Genomic DNA, 16,929 nt, shown 5'->3' on the forward strand with positions numbered 1-16,929 from the left:
GTGACAAGACGATGATTAGACGCCCGCGCCGTAATGCTCCCGGTACCAGGCGACGAAGGCCGGGATGCCGGTCGCGAGCGGCGTCGCCGGGACGTAGCCGACGAGGTCACGCAGCAGGTCGGTGCTCGCCTCGGTCCGGTCGACGTCGCCGGGCGGCAGGTCGCGCAACAAGCGCACCGCCTGGACGCCCAAAGCCGCCTCCAGGGCGTCGAGCATCGCCGCGACGCTCACCGGCCGCCCGCCGCCGATATTGACCATCCGGTAGGGTGCGACCGGGCTCAGGGTGTCGGCGGCCGAGACCGGCTCTGTGCCGGGCGGGGGAGGAGGGGCGTCGATCAGACGGGTGATGCTCTCGACGAGGTCGTCGATATAGGTGAAGTCCCGGATCGCCCGGCCGTGGTCGTAGACCTCGATCGGCTCGCCGGCCAGGATCTTCCGGGTGAACAGGAACAGGGCCATGTCGGGCCGGCCCCACGGCCCGTAGACGGTGAAGAACCGGAACGCGGTCGTCGGGATCTTCCACAGATGGGCGTAGGAATGCGCCATCGCCTCGCCGGCGATCTTCGAGGCGGCGTAGATGGTGAGCGGCCACACCGCCCGATCGGTCTCGCGGAACGGCACCGTCCGGTTGCCGCCATAGGCCGAGGAGGTCGAGGCGAAGAGCAGGTGGCGCACCGGATGCGCCCGGCAGCCCTCCAGCACCTGGAAGGTCCCGACCATGTTGCCCGCGACGTAGGCCTCCGGGTGCTCCAGGCTGTAGCGCACCCCGGCCTGCGCGGCGAGATGCACCACCACCTCGGGCCGCGCCTCGGCCATCAGGGCCATGAAGGCGCCGGGCTCCTCCAGCAGGAAGGCGTGCGACGAGAAGCCGGGCAGGGCCGCGAGCCGCGCCAGCCGGGCCCGCTTCAGGGCGACGTCGTAGTAGTCGGTCAGCCCGTCGACCCCCACCACCTCATGGCCGGCCTGGAGCAGGCGGTGCGCGAGGTGGTAGCCGATGAAGCCGGCCGTGCCTGTCACGAGGAAGCGCATGGCGGGTCCCTGGCGCGGATCCGAAGCGCCCGCCCGGGGCGGTTACACCGGCGGGGGGCGGCTTGCCAGCCCGGCCCGCCCCCTTCAGAACACCTGCCGCAACCCCCAGTACAGGACCCCCGCGAGCGTGATCGCCGCCGGCAGGGTCAGGATCCAGGCCAGAGCCAGGTTGCGCACCGTCGCCATCTGCAGGCCGGTGCCGTTGGCCCACATCGTGCCGGCGACGCCGCTCGACAGGATGTGGGTGGTCGAGACCGGCAGGCCGTAGGCCTCGGCGAGCCCGATCGTGCCGGCGGCGACCGCCTCGGCCGAGGCGCCCTGCGCGTAGGTGAGGTGCTGCTTGCCGATGCGCTCGCCGACCGTGACGACGATCCGCTTCCAGCCGACCATCGTGCCGAGGCCGAGCGCCAGGGCGACCACGACCTTGACCCAGGTCGGGATGTAGCGGGTGCCGTCGTCGAGGGTGCGCCGGTAGTCGCCGAGGGTCGTCTTCTCGGCATCCGTGAAGGGCGACGCCTCGCCGGTGAGCAGGCGCACCGCGTCGCTGGCGAGGTACATGTCGTTGCGCAGGTTCTGCGTCGCCTCGGCCGGGACGTGCCGGATGGCGCCGTAGTTCCGCACCTGCGCGGCGATGTCGTCGGCGAGGCCGGCAAGCGCCGCGAAGGATTCCGGCGCGGCGAGCGCCTTGGCCGGCGCCTCCGCCTTCAGCGCCTCGCCCACCTGGGCGCGGGCGGAAGCGGCGTCCGGGACGGTGGCCCCTCCGGCATGGTCGCGGAAGATGCGGCTGGCGCCGTGCGAGCCCTGCACGAAGGCCGGCGTGCTCGACTCCGGCATCGTGCGGTTGAGCGCGTAGGCGGTCGGGGCGGCGCCGATCAGGATCAGCATGATCAGCCCCATGCCCTTCTGGCCGTCATTGCCGCCATGGGCGAAGGACACGCCGGTGCAGGTCAGGATCAGGAGGCCGCGGATCCAGAGCGGGGGCGGCGCCTCGCCCTCCGGGGCGCGGTAGAGCTCGGGCCGGCGCACGACGCGCTTGAGCAGGAGGAGCAGGCCGGCGGCGCAGAGGAAGCCGACGAGGGGGCTGAACAGCAGCGATTCGAGCACGCTCGCCGCCTGCCCCCAGGCGACGCCGGAAGCGGCGTGGCCCGGCGCCATCAGCTGGTTGGCGAGGCCGACGCCGATCACCGAGCCGATCAGCGCGTGCGAGGACGAGTTCGGCAGGCCGAGCGCCCAGGTGCCGAGGTTCCACACGATGGCGGCGACGAGCAGGGCGAAGATCATCGCGTAGCCGGCGCCCGAGCCGACCTGCAGGATCAGCTCGACCGGCAGCAGCGTCACGACGCTGTAGGCCACCGCCCCCGTCGAGGCCATCACGCCGAGGAAGTTGAAGGCGCCGGACCAGATCACCGCCACGAGCGGCGGCATCGAATGGGTGTAGATCACCGTCGCCACCGCGTTGGCGGTGTCGTGGAAGCCGTTCACGAACTCGAAGGCGAGCGCGATCAGGAGGGCGAGGCCGAGCAGCGCGAAGGCCCCGATGGCGAGCGGCGGCTGGCCTGCCCGGTGCATGTCGGTGACGAGGTTGTATCCCGCATAGGCGAGGCCCGCGGCCAGGACCGCCAGGAACGCCATTGCCGCCGCCGGGTGCAGGCGATGCTCGAATCGTGGGCGGCCGTGACTATGCGCCGCGCCGGAGCGGCCGGAGGCGAGGGCGGCATCGGACATCGGGGATCCACCGGAAAGCGCGCCGCAACGGCACCTCGCCAAGGATAGGGCGGTGGGATGGCAAGTGGATGACGGCCGAGGGTGCGGCGCGCGGCCTCCCGGAGGCTGTCCGGCTGTCGAAAACCCGGTGTAAATGCTTAAGGGGCTTGCGTTCTGCGTGACGCAACCCCAAATTCGTCGGACCACCGCTGCCCCTGCGACGCGTGCATGCGGGTCACAGGGAGGCGGGTCCCAGAGGTGCGGGTTTCCCGGCGATTGGTCGCTGGCGGATCCGCCCGCAACGAACCGGCCCGGTGCCCTTCTGGTCGAGGGTGGCGGAAGGCCAGCGAGTCAGTACCCGATGAACCAGCTCGTGCGCATGTCGCATATCGTGACCGCAGACGCCGTCGAGGAGCCCTCTCCGAGTCTCCGGGTTCCTTTTGCCCAATCGGGCGCCTTCGTATGCAAGTTCATCATCGGCGAGCCGAACGACCGTGCGGTCTGCTGCGGCGCGCCGGTGCAGGATGGAAAGAGCTGGTGCGCCTTCCACCGCCGGATCGTGTTCGAACCGACGCGTCCGGGGCGGCTGCGATAGCAGAGGCGGGGCGGGACCGCTACCCCGTCCCACGCCGTTCTTCGCCCCTTCCTCCGCTCCGTCGAGCCCGAAGGGCCATCGGGTGGCGTCAGGCTGCGCGGCCGTAGATCGGGAACGCTTCCTGCCGGCCGCGTAGGGCCGTGCGGCTGACCTCGCGCCATTGCTCGCCCGAGGCGCGGCTTGCCTTGAGGGCGGCCTGCGACACGAGCGTGGTGGTCCCGAAGGTCTTGGTCGCCTGCTCCAGACGGGCCGCGACGTTGACCGCGTCCCCCAGCACCGTGAATTCGAGCCGGTCGTCGTCGCCGACCACGCCGACGAACACCTCGCCGCAATGGACCCCGATGCCGATCCGTACCGGGGTCTCGCCCGAGCCGGCATTCCACGCGGTCACCAGGGCCTCGAGCCGGTTCGCGAAGGCCAGCGCCTGGGCGGCGGCATCGGCCCGTGCCTCCGGCACGCCGAACACCACGAGCGCCCCGTCGCCCATGAACTTGTCGATGACGCCCCCGGTCTCCCGGGCGGCCTGGGCGACGCAGCGGCGAAACCCCGTCACCAGGATCGCCACCGTCTCGGGGTCGGCGCGCTCGGCGATCGTCGTCGAGCCGCGCATGTCGACGAAGGCGATGCCCGCGTGGCGCCGCTCGCCGAGCCGCAGGCCGCCGCCCTGCTCCATGCTGCCGCCGCGCTCCAGCAGCGGCGCCAGCTCTGCCGGCAGGAAGCGCGACAGGGCCGCCCGCCGCGACGCCTCGCGCAGCGCCAGGACCGCGAGCAGCGCCATGACGCCGACCGACACCACGCTGCCGATCCCCACCATCGTCTCGATGCGGTGGGCGTGCTGCTGGTAGCCGAGCAGCAGCGCGTCCTCCTGGGTGCGCATCGCCTCGATGATCCGGCGGATCTCGTCCATCTCCGCCTTGCCCTCGCCGGCCCGCACCAGGGCGAGCGCCCCGTCGCGGTCGCCCGCCTTGTCGAGGGCGAGGGTCCGGTCGAGTTCGGTGAACTTGCGGTCGATGGCGGGCCGGAGGGCGGCGATGCGGGCCTCCTGGGTGGACGAGGTGCCGAGCTCCGCCCCGAGCAGCGGCAGCTCCGCGGCGATCCGCGCCCTGCCGGCGGTATAGGGTACCAGGAAGGCCGGGTCGCCGGTCAGCAAATAGCCGCGCTGCCCGGTCTCGGCGTCGAGGAGGTCGGCCAGCACCTGCATCAGGATCCGGTCGATCGTGAGGGTGTGGGTGATGCGGTGCTGGACATTGCTCTGCCAGGCCAGCAGCAGGCCGTTGGCGGCGCCGACCATCAGCAGCAGCGCCGCCCCGACGCCGGTCAGCCCGGCCCGGCTGCGGACGCGGCCGATCCGGGTGCCGAGGGGCCGGCGGGCCGGCGGGCTCGGCGTCGTGTCTGGCGTCATCGGCGGTCTCGTCCGGCGCCGGGCGCAGGACGGGCCCTTGGCTCCCTGCGATATGGGACGCACGCTGCCACCCGCAATCGACCGGCCGGCCTACCTCCGCTGACGCAGGGGAGTGTCGGACGGGTTCCGGCTCGAAGCCATGGCGCGGGACCTTGTCCTGTCCCCGCGGGCGAGGAGCGGGCCGTGCTCCCGTTCAGGGCGCGCGACGAGCCCGGAGGGCGAGGGTGAGGGGAAGTGCCCGATCCTGCCCCCCCTACCGTCGCGTCGGCTCCGCCCACGCTTGTTTCATCGACGACAAGGTCGATGAAACCCTCTCCCCGCCCGCAGGGAGCGGGGAGCCCGCGCCCGTTCGACTCGCCGCAGCCCAACCCCTCACGCCTGCCCCGCCGCCCGGCGCCGTGCCGGGGGGCCGCCTGCCTCCCGGGTGTCCGGCTCGCTCCCTACCCGTACCGCCCCCGGCTCCCCCAGGGGCGCCACGATGGTGCAGACCACGCCCTCGCGCGGGAAGCTCAGGCTCACCGTCCCGTCGAGCTCGCGGGCGAGGCTGCGCTCGATCAGGCGCGAGCCGAAGCCGGTGCGGGTCGGCGGCACCACCGACGGGCCGCCGCGCTCCTGCCAGCGTAAGGAGAGCCGTCCCTCGCCGACACTCCACGACAGGGTGACCTGGCCGGCCGGCACCGAGAGGGCGCCGTACTTGACGGCGTTGGTGGCGAGCTCGTGCAACGCCATGGCGATCGACAAGGCGATGCGGGGCGGCAGGCGTATCGCGGGCCCGCCGACGGTGAAGCGCGGCTGCGCGCCCGGCCCGTCGAGGGGGGCGAGGGCGTCCTTGACCACCTCGGCCAGCTCCGCCCCCTCCCAGCTCTCGCGGGTGAGGACGTCGTGGACGCGGGCGAGCGCGATCAGCCGGGCCTCGAAGGCCGAGCGGGCCGCCGCCGCGGCCGGGCCGTCGAGGCCGCGCAGGCTCTGCATCGCGATCGACTGCACGGTGGCGAGCGTGTTCTTCACCCGGTGGTTCAGCTCGTGCACCAGCAGGCGCAGGTGCTCCTCGGCGCGCTTGCGCTCGGTCACCTCCTGGTGGATGCCGATCACCCGGCGGGCCCGGCCCCCGGCATCGCGCTGCACGATCGCCTGGGCGCTGACCCAGCGCGGCTGGGTCTCCTCCGGCCGGATCCGGAACTCGGTGCGGTACTCGGCCTCGCCCGCGAGCAGGGCGGCGAGCGCCGCCTCGAGCCGCGCCCGGTCCTCCGGATGCACGGTGCGGATCCAGGCCTCGTGCGAGAGCGGCGCTTGCCCGAAGATCTCGGCCGAGCGGGCCGAGAGGCGGTGCTGCCCCGAGGCGAGGTCGATCTCCCAGGTGCCGAGGCGCCCGGCGGCGAGCGCCAGCCGCAGGCGCTCCTCGCCCTCGCGCAAAGCCGCCTCGGCGTCCTTGGCCTCGGTGACGTCGACGTTGCAGCCGGTATAGCCGAGGAAGCGGCCATGATCGTCGAGGCGGGCGACCCCCTCGCACAGGATCCATCGCACGGCTCCGTGCCGGTCGATCACCCGGGTGGCGCGGCGGAAGGGCGTGCGCGCCGCGAAGGCCAGCGCGAAGCTCTCCTCGAACCCCGGAAGGTCGTCCGGATGGACGATCTCGCGCCAGCGCCCCTGACGCAACATCGCGGTCGAGCGGCCGAACAGGTACTCGTAATGCATGTTGACGAAGGCGATCTCGCCCTCGGCATCGGTCATCCAGATCAGGGCCGGGGCGGAATCGGCCATGTGGCGGAAGCGCGCCTCGCTCTCGCGCAGGGCAACGAGGCCCCGGCTCTGCTCCTCGAGCGCCCGGTCGCGCTCGGCGATGCCCCGGCGCAGGCTCTGGGAGGCGTCGGCCAGGGTGTCGGCGAGCTGGCGGATCTCGCGGATCGGCGTCGAGACCCGGGGCACCGGCTGGCCCAACGCGAGCGCTCCCCCGGCATTGGCGAGCTGGCGCAGGGGCTCGGCGACCCGCGCCCACAACTTCACCGCGAGATACGACGACACCGCGAGCGCCAGGAGCCCGAACCCGCCGAAGGCCAGGATCCAGTGGCGCAACGGCGCCTCGACCCGTTGCTTGGGAATGCTGGCGCCGACGGTCCAGCCCGCGGCCTTCGCGGTGGTCTCGACGTAGAGGACCGGGCGGCGCTTGCGGTCGGTCCCCTCCCAGATGTCGGCGGCGGCGGTCCGGTGGCCGCGCAAGCCCGCCTGCATCGGCTGGCCGGCGAGGGTCGCGTGGTCCTCCGAGCGGGCGAGCAGCAGGCCGGTGCGATCGATGATCGCGGTGGTCCAGCCCGGGGCGAGGTCGTGGATCAGGATCTGGTGCAGCCGCTCCACCGGCACCGTGACGCTCAGCACGTAGGCCGGCGCACCCTCGATCGTCACCGGTACCGCCACGTCGTAGGTCGGCGGCCGGCCGGGGCTGCCGGCCCGGACGCCGCCGATCACCGGGCGCTTGGTCGCCATCACCTCGGCATCCTCCCGATGCGGGTCCTGCGGCAGCGGCGCGCCGGGAGGCAGGGCGGTGTTGACCAGTTGGATCCCGTCGCCCCGGCGCAGCGAGAAATCGAGGCCGGTCGTGGCGGTGACGGCCCGGGCCTGGGTCTCGAACCCGTCCAGACCCTCCTGCCTCAGGCGCGGCGAGGCCGCGAGGGTCTGCAGCACCGAGACCAGCCCGGCCATGTCCCGGTCGATGCTGAGCGCGATGCCGCGCACGCTCTCGCGGGCATCCTGCTCGAAGCGGACCCGCTCCAGGGCGGCGTAGCGGCCGAGCAGCACGGCGGTGAAGATCAGGCCCGGCCCGATCAGGGCGATCGCCAGGGCGACGAGGTAGACCTGGGTCGAGAGCCCGTCCCGCCGCAGGGCGTTGAGCCGGCGGCGGATCATGGCCTGTCTCCGGTGGCGCGCGGGCGGCGCGGCATGCTCAAGGCGTCAGGCCCTGTCGAGATGACCGAGGTCGCGGCCGGGCTCGATCCGGTCGCGCACCCGCTGCTTGAGGGTCTTGATGTCGGGGAAGCCGCCGTCGCGCTTGCGCTCCCAGATCACCGCGTCGCCGCAGGTGATCGCGAAGGCGCCGCCGGTGCCGGGAATCAGCGCGACCTCGCCGAGGTCGTCGCGGAAGGTCGAGAGCAGCTCCTGCGCCATCCAGCCGGCCCGCAGCAGCCAGTTGCACTGGGTGCAATAGGTGATGGCGATGCGGGGCTTCTCGGCCTCCGGGCGGGGAACGGTGTCGCTCATCGTCGGGAGACTCCGCCTCCGATCCCCCGGCTTGTCAACCATGTTCACGCCCGGGGGACCTGGACTCCGCCCGGTCTCACGCGAGCTGGCGCAGCACGGCGAGGCTCACGGCGACGCCGGCGATGCCGCCCAGGACCGACACCACGACGTAGGCGAGCGCCGCCCCGTGGGCGCCGCGCTCCCACAGCAGGAAGGCCTCGAGCGAGAAGGTCGAGAAGGTGGTGAAGCCGCCGAGGATGCCGGTGGTCAGGAACAGCCGCAGGGCCTGCGGCCCGCCGCCCCGCGCCGCGAACCAGCCGGTGAGCACCCCCATCAGCACCGAGCCGACGATGTTGATGACCATCGTGCCGAACGGGAACGAACTGCCCGCCCGCGCCGCCCACAAATTGACGCCGTGGCGCAGGGCTCCGCCGAGCCCGGCCCCGAGGAAGACCACCAGGTAGCTCACCGTTCCACCGCCTCCGTCCACGCCCCGGGCTTCTGCCACGCCTCCCGGGTCAGGGCGATGACGCGAGACGCAACCGTGGCCCGCACGCCGCACCCGGTTCCATTCGCGGCCCAGACGCCACACGGCGTCATGCGGCCGTCATGGAACCGCCCCATCGCTGCCGCAAAGTCAGCCGGGGACGAATCGTGACGACCATTTCCATCCGCGCCGCTCTCGCGGCCGGCGGCCTCTTCGCGAGCGCCGGGATCGCGCAGGCGCAATCGATCGAGGCGCGGGTGCCGAACCTGCAGCCCGTCGACGGGCCGGTCTCGGTCGAGGCCGGCGGCACGACGATCGTCAACCAGGGCCTCCAGGGCCTCGGCCGGCTGCCGGCGACCACCCGCGACTTCCTCGGCGATTCCCTCGGCTCGTTCTCCTCGCTCGCCGTCGATCTCGCGACCTGGCGGCGCAGCGGCGACACCTATACCGGCACGCTCTACACGCTGCCCGACCGCGGCTACAACAATCCCGATGGCGGCCTGTTCACGGATTATGCCGGCCGGCTCAATCGCTTCTCCCTGAGCTTCACGCCCTACACGGGCAGCGCCGCCCTGCCGCAGGCCACCGCCTCGCAAGCCCAGGTCGTCCTGACCCAGGATGGCGGCATCGTCCTCACCGATGCCCGGGGCCAGCGCTTCAGCGGCCTCGATCCCGGCGCCGGCACCACCCGCCAGCTCGGCGCCGTGCTGCCCTCGGCCGCCACCGGCCCGAGCGCCGGGCGCATCAGCCTCGACGCCGAGGGCCTGGCACGCCGCCTCGACGGCTCGTTCTACGTCAGCGACGAGTACGGCCCGAACATCTACTACTTCAACCGCAACGGCCAATTGCAGGGCGTGCTCGGCATTCCGGCCGCGCTGCAGCCGGTGACGAACGGGCAGCTCAACTTTAATTCCCTCACCCCGCCCGATACGGGCCGGCGCAACAACCAGGGCCTCGAGGCGCTGGCGCTGACGCCGGACGGGCGCGGCCTCGTCACCATCCTGCAGAGCGCGACCCTGCAGGATTCCGGCGCCAACCAGCAGCAGCGGGCCAATACCCGCATCCTCTACTACGACATCTCCGGGTCCCCGACCCCGTCGGGCCCGAGCCGCGAATACGTGCTGCAACTGCCGGTCTACAACCAGGCCGGCACAGGCGGTGCGCCGAACCGCACCGCGGCCCAGAGCGAGATGCTGGCGCTCAACGACACCCAGTTCCTGGTTCTGTCGCGCGATTCGAACGGGCTCGGCACCGGCAACACCACGCCGATCGTCTACAAGAGCGTGCTCCTCGTCGACACCGCGGGGGCCACCAACATCGCCGGCAGCGCCTATGACGGCACGACGCCGATCTCGCCGGGCGGCACCTTGCGGGCCGGCCTGACCCCGGTGAAGACGACCGAGGTCGTCGACCTCCTCAACCCGGTGCAGCTCAACCGCTTCGGGATGAACCTGAACACGAATCCGGCGACCCAGACCACGCTGCCCGAGAAGATCGAGGCGATGGGCCTCGTGCCGGTGCTGAGCGAGCGGGCGCCCAACGACTATTTCCTGCTCGTCGGCAACGACAACGACTTCCTGACCCGCCAGGGCGTCATCAACGGCCAGCCCTACGATGCCGGCCTCAACAACGACAACCTCCTGCTCGCCTACCGGCTGACCCTGCCGACCTACGTCGATCCGCTCTCGCTCGCGGTGATGAAGGCGACGGCGCCGACGGTGCTCCAGAGCCTCGGGGCCGGCGCCCTCGGCTTCGCGGCCGCGGCGACGCGCGGCGTGCAGGACCATCTCTCGGCCCTGCGCCGCGGCGCGGGCCTCGCCGGACAGGGGGCCTGGAGCACGTCCGGCCCGGCGCTCTGGCTCGGGGGCGATGTCGTCTTCGCCGACCAGCCACGCACCGGCGGCCTCTCCCTCGACCGGACCATCGCCCAGGGCTCGGCCGGACTCGACCTGCCGCTCAGCGGCCCGTGGCGGGCCGGCCTCGCGGTCGGCGGGGGCGGCGGCTCGCTGTCGCGCGCCCAGGGGTTCCGCCAGGACCAGAGCGCCTTCACGGTCGCGGCCTATGGCGGTTACTACGGGCCGACCTTCTACGCGCAAGGCATCGTCGGCGGCGCGCCGCTCATCGACCTCTCGGGCCTCCGCCGCCCGGCCGCCTACGGCCTGACCGCCGACGGCAAGACCTCCGCCACCGCCCTGGCGCTGGACGGCGAGGCGGGCCTGATCCTCGACCGCGACGCATTCCGGCTGATGCCCTTCGCGGGACTGAGCCACTTCTCGGCACGCATCGGCGGCTTCACCGAGACCGGGGCTGCCGGCAACAACGTGGCCTATGGCGGATTGACGGTGCTCCAGACCACCGCCCGCTTCGGCGCCGAGCTTGCCTATACGGGCTTCGGCGGGATCATTCCGTCGGTGCGCGTGGCCTACAATCTCGGCCTCGGGCCGCAGCAGAGCGCCGGCCTGTTCCGCCTCGCCAGCGTCCAGAACCCGCTGGCGACGGCCACCGCGGCGATCCCCTTCCTCAAGTCCGACTTCGTCACCGCCGGTGCCGGCCTCCAGGGCAACCTGACCGAGCGGCTCGGCTGGAGGGTGGACTACCAGGCGGCGATCGGCACCCGGGCCGGGGTGGCGCACGGGGTCACGGCGGGGCTGCGGTACCAGTTCTGAGAGGCGGGGCGGGTGCCCGGGAGCAGGGGCCCGCCTGTCGTTGTTGCGATCTCGCCCCTTTCCCGGACGACGGGAGCGTCAGCGGAAGGAGATCCGGGAACCAGCACAAGGCTTCGCGAAGCGTCAGTGTGTCTGCAACGGTGCAGCATGCAGAGCCGCTTCGCGGCACTTCTTCCCTGGATCCCGGATCTCCTTCCGCTTCGCTTCAGTCGTTCGGGAAAGGGGAGGGTGGTCGAAGAGGGGAGCGGTTACTTCCCGAACCGGTCCCGCCACGCCGCTTGCGCCCCCGCCACCGGCAGGGCGCTTGCATGGTAGACGCCGAGCGCCACCGCCCGCGCCAGCACCCGCGCCGCCGCATCGCCCAGGCGCGCCAGATCCCCGACCGGGTCGGCGAGCGGCACCGCGCCGGTCGCCGCCGCGAAGACGAGGTCGCCGTCGAGGGGAGTGTGGGCCGGCACGATCGCCCGGGCGAGGCCGTCCTGCGCCGTCACGGCGAGGCGGCGGGTCTCGGCCTTGGTCAGGCGGGCATCCGTCGCGACCACCGCGATCGTGGTGTTGGCGCCCGGCATCGGCTTTCTCGGCCAGGCGAAGGCGTCGGGCGGGATCGTCGGAGCGGGGCCGAGGCCCCCGAACTCGGCGCCCTCCTCGAACGGGCCGGCCCAGAAATGCGGCCCGTCCCCGACCGTGACCCGCCCGAGGGCGTTCACCGCCACGAGCGCCGCGACGCGGGCCCCCGTCCCCTCGACCGCGGCCGAGGCGCTGCCGAGACCGCCCTTGAGGTTGGCGGTCCGTGCTCCGAGCCCGGCTCCGACCGAGCCCATCGCCACCGGGCCGGTGCCGGCCGAGGCGGCCGCGGCGTAGCCGAGCTCGCGATAGGGCGGGTAGCGGCCCCACGCCTTGTCGCCGCCGTTGAGGAGGTCGAACAGGATCGCTGCGGGCACGATCGGGACCCGCGCCGGGCCGACCGCGAAGCCGCGGCCGGTCTCGGCGAGCCAGCCGGTCACGCCGGAGGCGGCGTCCAACCCGAAGACCGACCCGCCGGAGAGGACCAGCGCATCGACCCCCGTCACCGTGCGCTCGGGATCGAGGAGGTCGGTCTCCCGGGTGCCGGGCCCGCCGCCTCGGACGTCGACCGCCGCGACCGTCGGCGCGTCGAACACGATCGCGGTGACGCCGGAGAGGGCGCGCCAATCCTCGGCATGGCCGACGCGCAGGCCGGCAATGTCGGTGAGGCTGCCGCTCACCGCGGCTCGGCCCGGCGCACGAGGTCGGCGACGGCGGCTTCCTCGGCCGCCGAGAGCGCCCGGGGCGGCGCCGGCTTGCGGCGGCGTGCGGCGCCCCAGAGGGCGAGGCCGCCGAAGCCGACCACCAGCAGCGGCGTCAGCCAGAGCAGGGCGGTGTGCCAGGCCAGCACCGGCCGCAGCAGCACGAACTCGCCGTAGCGGTGCACCACGTAATCGACCACCGCACCATCGCTGTCGCCCTGGCGCAGGCGCTCGCGCACGATCAGCCGCAGGTCGCGGGCGAGCGGCGCGTCGGAATCGTCGATCGACTGGTTCTGGCAGACGAGGCAGCGCAGGCCGGCCGAGATCGACCGGGCCCGCGATTCCATCGCGGGGTCCTTCATCACCTCGTCGGGCTGCACCGCACCGGCGGCGGCCGGCATGAGCAGCGCCAGGGCGAGAAGGGTCGAGCGGAGGGCGCGCATCGGGGCTATTCCGCCGGAACGGAGTGGGGGGGCACCGGGCCGGCGGCGTCGCGGGGGGCCGGTTTCAGCGCCGGGGCGCCGACGCGGAAGCGCCGGTCGGTGAGGGAGAGGCCGCCGCCGAGCGCCATCACCACCGCGCCGAGCCAGATCAGCAGCACCAGCGGCTTGTAGTACAGGCGGATGCCGACGCGGCCATCGGTCCCGGTCTCGCCGACGCTGGCATAGACCTGGCTCGCCCCGATCGTGAGCAGGCCCGCCTCGCTCACCGACATGTTGCGCGAGGCGTAGAAGCGCTTGCCCGGCTCCAGCACGCCGACCGGGATGCCGTCCTCGCGGATGGTCAGGTGGGCGACGGTCTCGGTGTAGTTGGGCCCGGTCCGGGGCAGCACGCCCTCCAGCACCGCGAGGTAGGGGCCGGCGCGCAGCTCCCCGCCCCGCGGCAGGGTGGCCAGCGCCTCGACGCTCCAGGCCTGGGCGGCGATGCCGATCACCGTCACGCCCACGCCGGCATGGGCGATCGCGGTGCCCCAGGCCGAGCGCGGCAGGCCGGCGGCGCGGCGCAGCGACAGGCCGACCGTCTTGCCCCGCGCCCGGGTGACGATCTCGAGGGCGGCGCCGACGATCAGGTACGCGCCGAGCCCGATGCCGAGCGGCGCCCCCACGGGTCCGCCCCAGGTGACGGCGATGGCGGCGAGCGTGACGGCGAGCGCCAGCCCGAAGCCGACGAACAGCCGCTGGCTCGCCGCCGCGAGGTCGCCGCGCTTCCAGGCCAGCGTCTGGCCGAACGGCACCACGAGCAGCAGCGGCACCGCGAGCGGCACGAAGGTCAGGTTGAAGAACGGCGCCCCGACCGAGATCTTCTCCCCCGTCAGCGATTCGAGTGCCAGCGGATACAGCGTGCCGACGAGCACGGTGGCGCAGGCCGCCGACAGGAAGAGGTTGTTCATCACCAGCGCCCCCTCGCGGGAGATCGGCGCGAACAGGCCGCCCTGGCGCAAGGTGGGCGCCCGCCAGGCGTAGAGCGCCAGCGAGCCGCCGATGAACACGACCAGGATGCCGAGGATGAAGGTGCCGCGCGCCGGATCGGTGGCGAAGGTGTGGACCGAGGTGAGCACGCCCGAGCGCACCAGGAAGGTGCCGAGCAGCGACAGCGAGAAGGTCAGGATGGCGAGCAGCACCGTCCAGACCTTGAGCGCGTCGCGCTTCTCCATCACCACGGTGGAGTGGACCAGTGCCGTGCCGGCGAGCCAGGGCATCAGCGAGGCGTTCTCGACCGGGTCCCAGAACCACCAGCCGCCCCAGCCGAGCTCGTAATAGGCCCAGTACGACCCCATGGCGATGCCGATGGTGAGGAAGCACCAGGCCGCCAGCGTCCAGGGCCGCACCGCCCGGGCCCAGGCCGCGTCGATCCGGCCCTCGATCAAGGCCGCGATGGCGAAGGCGAAGGTGATCGAGAAGCCGACATAGCCGAGATAGAGCAGCGGCGGATGGATCGCGAGGCCGGGATCCTGGAGCAGCGGGTTGAGGTCGCGGCCCTCGACCGGGGCCGGGTTGAGCCGGTTGAACGGGTTCGAGGTGACGAGGATGAAGAGCAGGAACACCGCGGTGATCGCCGCCTGCACGCCGAGGGTGTTGGCGCGCAAGGTCGGCGGCACGGACTTGCGCGCGAGCGCCACCACGGCGCCGAACAGCGCCAGGATCAGCACCCAGAGCATCATCGAGCCCTCGTGGTTCCCCCAGACGCCGGAGATCTTGTAGATCAGCGGCTTCATCGAGTGGGAATTCTCGACGACGTTCTGGACCGAGAAGTCCGAGGTGACGTGGGCGTAGGTGAGCGCCGCGAACGAGAAGGCGATGCACGCGAAGGTGGCGAGCGCCGCCGGCACCGTGACGCTGCGCAGGACCGGGTCGCCGGTGCGGCTCGCCCAGACCGGCATCACCATCTGCGTCAGCGACAGGGCGAGCGCCAGGGCGAGGGCGTAGTGACCAACCTCGATCAGCACCAGGGCGACCTTTCGGTAAACATGTGTCCATCGGGACGGGAGATCGGCCGACGGCTCTCCCGACCCGGCGTCCTGCCACGGCGGATCGCGGCCGTCACCTTAGTCCGCTTCGGCTCCGACGCCGCCCAGACCTTCCGCCGCACGGGGATACAGACTGATTATTGGGTGGCGGTGCGCGAGGCCGGTCCGGATTGACCTTGCGCGGCCGCGCCGCCTTCCTGCCAGCGGCCTTGCGCCTTGAGGGCGTCGGCGACCTCGCGCGGCATGTAGGTCTCGTCGTGCTTGGCCAGCACCGTGTCGGCCCGGAACGTCCCGTCGGCCTGCAGCACGCCCTCGGTCACCACGCCCTGGCCTTCGCGAAACAGGTCGGGCAGCAGGCCGCGGTAGCGCACCGGCACGGTCGAGCCGGTATCGGTGACGCTGAACTCCACATGCCCGTCGGCCTCGCGCTTGAGCGAGCCGGCCTCGACCAGGCCGCCGAGGCGGAAGCGGGTGCCGGGCGCGACCTTCTGGCTCGCCACCTCGGTCGGCGAGCGGAAGAACACGATCGTGTCGCGCATCGCCGTGAGGACGAGCCCCAGGGCCGCCGCCAGCACGGCGCTGCAGACGAGGATGAGGACGGAGCGGCGGCGCCGGCGCGTCATGATCGCGGTCTCAGGCCGAGCGACGGGGGAGGGCGGTGGCGAGGGTCATCAGGGGCGTCTCCCGGGGAGGCCGGCATGGGCCGGCTCTGTTGGCGTCTTTTGCTACGTCGCAGCGCGCGTGGCGAGGCGGCAAAAAGCGGGGGGGCCTGCGGGATGATGGCCCGGCCCCGTGCCTTTGCAGGGCGCGCGCCCGAACCCTCCCCCCTCGGCGGGGGAGGGCTCACGCGCGCGGCCGTCGCGATCATCACGGCGCCTTCGCCACGCCCAAGCCCAGCTCCCGCGCCACCTCCTCCACCGGCGCGACTTTGCCCGGATCCGTCCCGAGCGCCGCGCGCGCCTGCGCCAGCGTCGCCTCCGCCTTCGGCCGCTCGCCGAGCACCATGTAGGAGCGCACCAGCCGGCCCCACTCCTCTCCCGTCCCGCCCTTCTCGGCGAGGCGCTGGGCCAGGCCGTCGACCATGCCGCGGATCATCCCGCGCTGCTCCTCGCTCATTCCCGGCTTCGTGCCGGCAGGCGCAGCGGCGACCGGCGGCGCGGCGGCGCCGTCGAGGCGGGCGAGGCTTTCGCGCACCAGCGGCAGCCAGGGCGCCTCGGGGGGCGCGGCCGCTTCCATCGCGGCGTAACGGCTGCGGGCCTGGGCGCGGTCGCCGTCCTGCTCGGCCGCGCGGGCGAGGTAGAATTGCGGCTTAACCGCCTTGGGATCCTGCTTGAGCGCCCGCTCGAAGGCGTCGCGCGCCTTCGACGAGACGACGCCGTCGCCCGCCGCCACCAGGGCCTCGCCGTAATCGGCGAGCCGGGTCGCGTCGTCGCCGAGGATCCGCAGGGAATTCTCGTAGGCCTTGATCGCGTCCTCGACGCGGCCGACGCGCAGGTAGACCGGGGCCAGCACCGCCCAACCGCGGCCGTCCTCCGGCGCCTTGGCGAGATGGGCCTCGATCTGCGTGACCGCCGCCGCGAGGTCGTTGCCGGCCGACCGGGCATGGGCCAGGCGCTCGGCCTGGGGCTGGGCCGGCAGGTCGGGCGAGCCGTAGATGCCGTAGACGAGGAGCGCCACCAGCGGCACCGTCGAGAGGGCGAAGGCGGACGCGGCGCGGCGCCGGCGCAGCGCCGGCTCGCCGACCGCGCCGGGGCCCCGGCCGGGCTCGCGGCTCGCCCGCAACAGGCGCCGCGCCGCTTCGGCCTTCGCGGCCTCGGCCTCCGGCGCGGCCAGCAGCCCGCGGGCGGCGTCGCGGTCGATCTCGCGGAGCTGGTCGCGGTAGAAGCCGGTCTCGGTGGCGATCCGCGCCTCGCCCTCCGGCAGGGAAGCGAAGGCGGGGCGGCGCGACATCGGCCAAAGCAGGGCGAGCACCGCCAGGCCGGTCATGAGCGCGAAGATGAACCAGATCGCCGTCATGCCCCTCTCTATCGCTCCCCCGTGGGGGACACGATTCGCGAGCGTGGCGACAAGGTGTCACGCACGG

General features: G+C 73.0%; 13 protein-coding genes. 2 read left to right on the forward strand and 11 right to left on the reverse strand.

What is annotated here, in order from left to right:
- Nucleotides 1-15: 15 nt before the first annotated feature.
- Together FF100_RS01610 and FF100_RS01615 are read right to left on the reverse strand one after the other, a co-directional pair.
- Nucleotides 16-1,029: an NAD-dependent epimerase/dehydratase family protein gene (locus tag FF100_RS01610; protein ID WP_139033809.1), complete on the reverse strand. Its 1,014-nt coding sequence runs from the start codon at nucleotides 1,027-1,029 to the stop codon at nucleotides 16-18.
- Between the two features lie 84 nt (nucleotides 1,030-1,113).
- A complete protein-coding gene (locus FF100_RS01615) occupies nucleotides 1,114-2,754 on the reverse strand; it encodes an inorganic phosphate transporter (RefSeq protein WP_139033810.1) in 1,641 nt (546 codons plus the stop codon).
- A gap of 133 nt (nucleotides 2,755-2,887) precedes the next feature.
- Between FF100_RS01615 and FF100_RS38280 the strand changes: the two genes are divergently transcribed.
- Nucleotides 2,888-3,328: a GcrA family cell cycle regulator gene (locus FF100_RS38280; protein WP_281287239.1), complete on the forward strand. Its 441-nt coding sequence runs from the start codon at nucleotides 2,888-2,890 to the stop codon at nucleotides 3,326-3,328.
- An 88-nt stretch (nucleotides 3,329-3,416) separates the two neighbouring features.
- Here the strand turns inward: FF100_RS38280 and FF100_RS01625 are convergent, their stop codons facing one another.
- From FF100_RS01625 to crcB, 4 genes are all read right to left on the reverse strand, one after another.
- On the reverse strand, nucleotides 3,417-4,730 hold the full coding sequence (locus FF100_RS01625) for an adenylate/guanylate cyclase domain-containing protein (RefSeq protein WP_139033811.1): 1,314 nt from the start codon (nucleotides 4,728-4,730) through the stop codon (nucleotides 3,417-3,419).
- Between the two features lie 372 nt (nucleotides 4,731-5,102).
- The gene (locus tag FF100_RS38285) at nucleotides 5,103-7,631 is read right to left on the reverse strand and encodes a sensor histidine kinase (RefSeq protein WP_139033812.1); all 2,529 of its coding nucleotides are present in this window, start codon (nucleotides 7,629-7,631) and stop codon (nucleotides 5,103-5,105) included.
- A gap of 45 nt (nucleotides 7,632-7,676) precedes the next feature.
- Nucleotides 7,677-7,982 carry an Rdx family protein gene (locus FF100_RS01635; RefSeq protein ID WP_139033813.1) on the reverse strand — a complete coding sequence of 102 codons (306 nt, stop codon included), beginning with the start codon at nucleotides 7,980-7,982 and terminating at the stop codon, nucleotides 7,677-7,679.
- Between the two features lie 76 nt (nucleotides 7,983-8,058).
- Entirely contained in the window at nucleotides 8,059-8,430 is a 372-nt protein-coding gene (gene crcB, locus FF100_RS01640) for a fluoride efflux transporter CrcB (protein ID WP_139033814.1), read from the reverse strand.
- 185 nt (nucleotides 8,431-8,615) lie between these two features.
- Here crcB and FF100_RS01645 point away from each other — a divergent pair, with 185 nt between their 5' ends.
- Nucleotides 8,616-11,114, forward strand: a complete 2,499-nt coding sequence (locus FF100_RS01645; protein WP_246101866.1) for an esterase-like activity of phytase family protein — start codon at nucleotides 8,616-8,618, stop codon at nucleotides 11,112-11,114.
- A gap of 248 nt (nucleotides 11,115-11,362) precedes the next feature.
- Here FF100_RS01645 and FF100_RS01650 read toward each other — a convergent pair whose 3' ends face one another.
- The 5 genes from FF100_RS01650 to ccmI all read right to left on the reverse strand — a co-directional run bounded on the left by FF100_RS01650 (nucleotide 11,363) and on the right by ccmI (nucleotide 16,862).
- Nucleotides 11,363-12,358 carry a P1 family peptidase gene (locus FF100_RS01650; protein WP_139033816.1) on the reverse strand — a complete coding sequence of 332 codons (996 nt, stop codon included), beginning with the start codon at nucleotides 12,356-12,358 and terminating at the stop codon, nucleotides 11,363-11,365.
- Nucleotides 12,355-12,822: a cytochrome c-type biogenesis protein gene (locus tag FF100_RS01655; protein WP_139033817.1), complete on the reverse strand. Its 468-nt coding sequence runs from the start codon at nucleotides 12,820-12,822 to the stop codon at nucleotides 12,355-12,357. Before FF100_RS01655 ends, FF100_RS01650 begins: the two co-directional genes overlap by 4 nt.
- 5 nt (nucleotides 12,823-12,827) lie before the next feature.
- Nucleotides 12,828-14,825 carry a heme lyase CcmF/NrfE family subunit gene (locus FF100_RS01660; protein ID WP_139033818.1) on the reverse strand — a complete coding sequence of 666 codons (1,998 nt, stop codon included), beginning with the start codon at nucleotides 14,823-14,825 and terminating at the stop codon, nucleotides 12,828-12,830.
- 158 nt (nucleotides 14,826-14,983) lie between these two features.
- The gene (gene ccmE / locus FF100_RS01665) at nucleotides 14,984-15,469 is read right to left on the reverse strand and encodes a cytochrome c maturation protein CcmE (protein WP_139033819.1); all 486 of its coding nucleotides are present in this window, start codon (nucleotides 15,467-15,469) and stop codon (nucleotides 14,984-14,986) included.
- A gap of 244 nt (nucleotides 15,470-15,713) precedes the next feature.
- Complete coding sequence (gene ccmI / locus FF100_RS01670; RefSeq protein WP_139033820.1) at nucleotides 15,714-16,862, reverse strand: c-type cytochrome biogenesis protein CcmI; 1,149 nt, start codon at nucleotides 16,860-16,862, stop codon at nucleotides 15,714-15,716.
- Between the last annotated feature and the right edge of the window lie 67 nt (nucleotides 16,863-16,929).

The organism is Methylobacterium terricola, from assembly GCF_006151805.1.
GTDB classification, from domain to species: domain Bacteria; phylum Pseudomonadota; class Alphaproteobacteria; order Rhizobiales; family Beijerinckiaceae; genus Methylobacterium; species Methylobacterium terricola.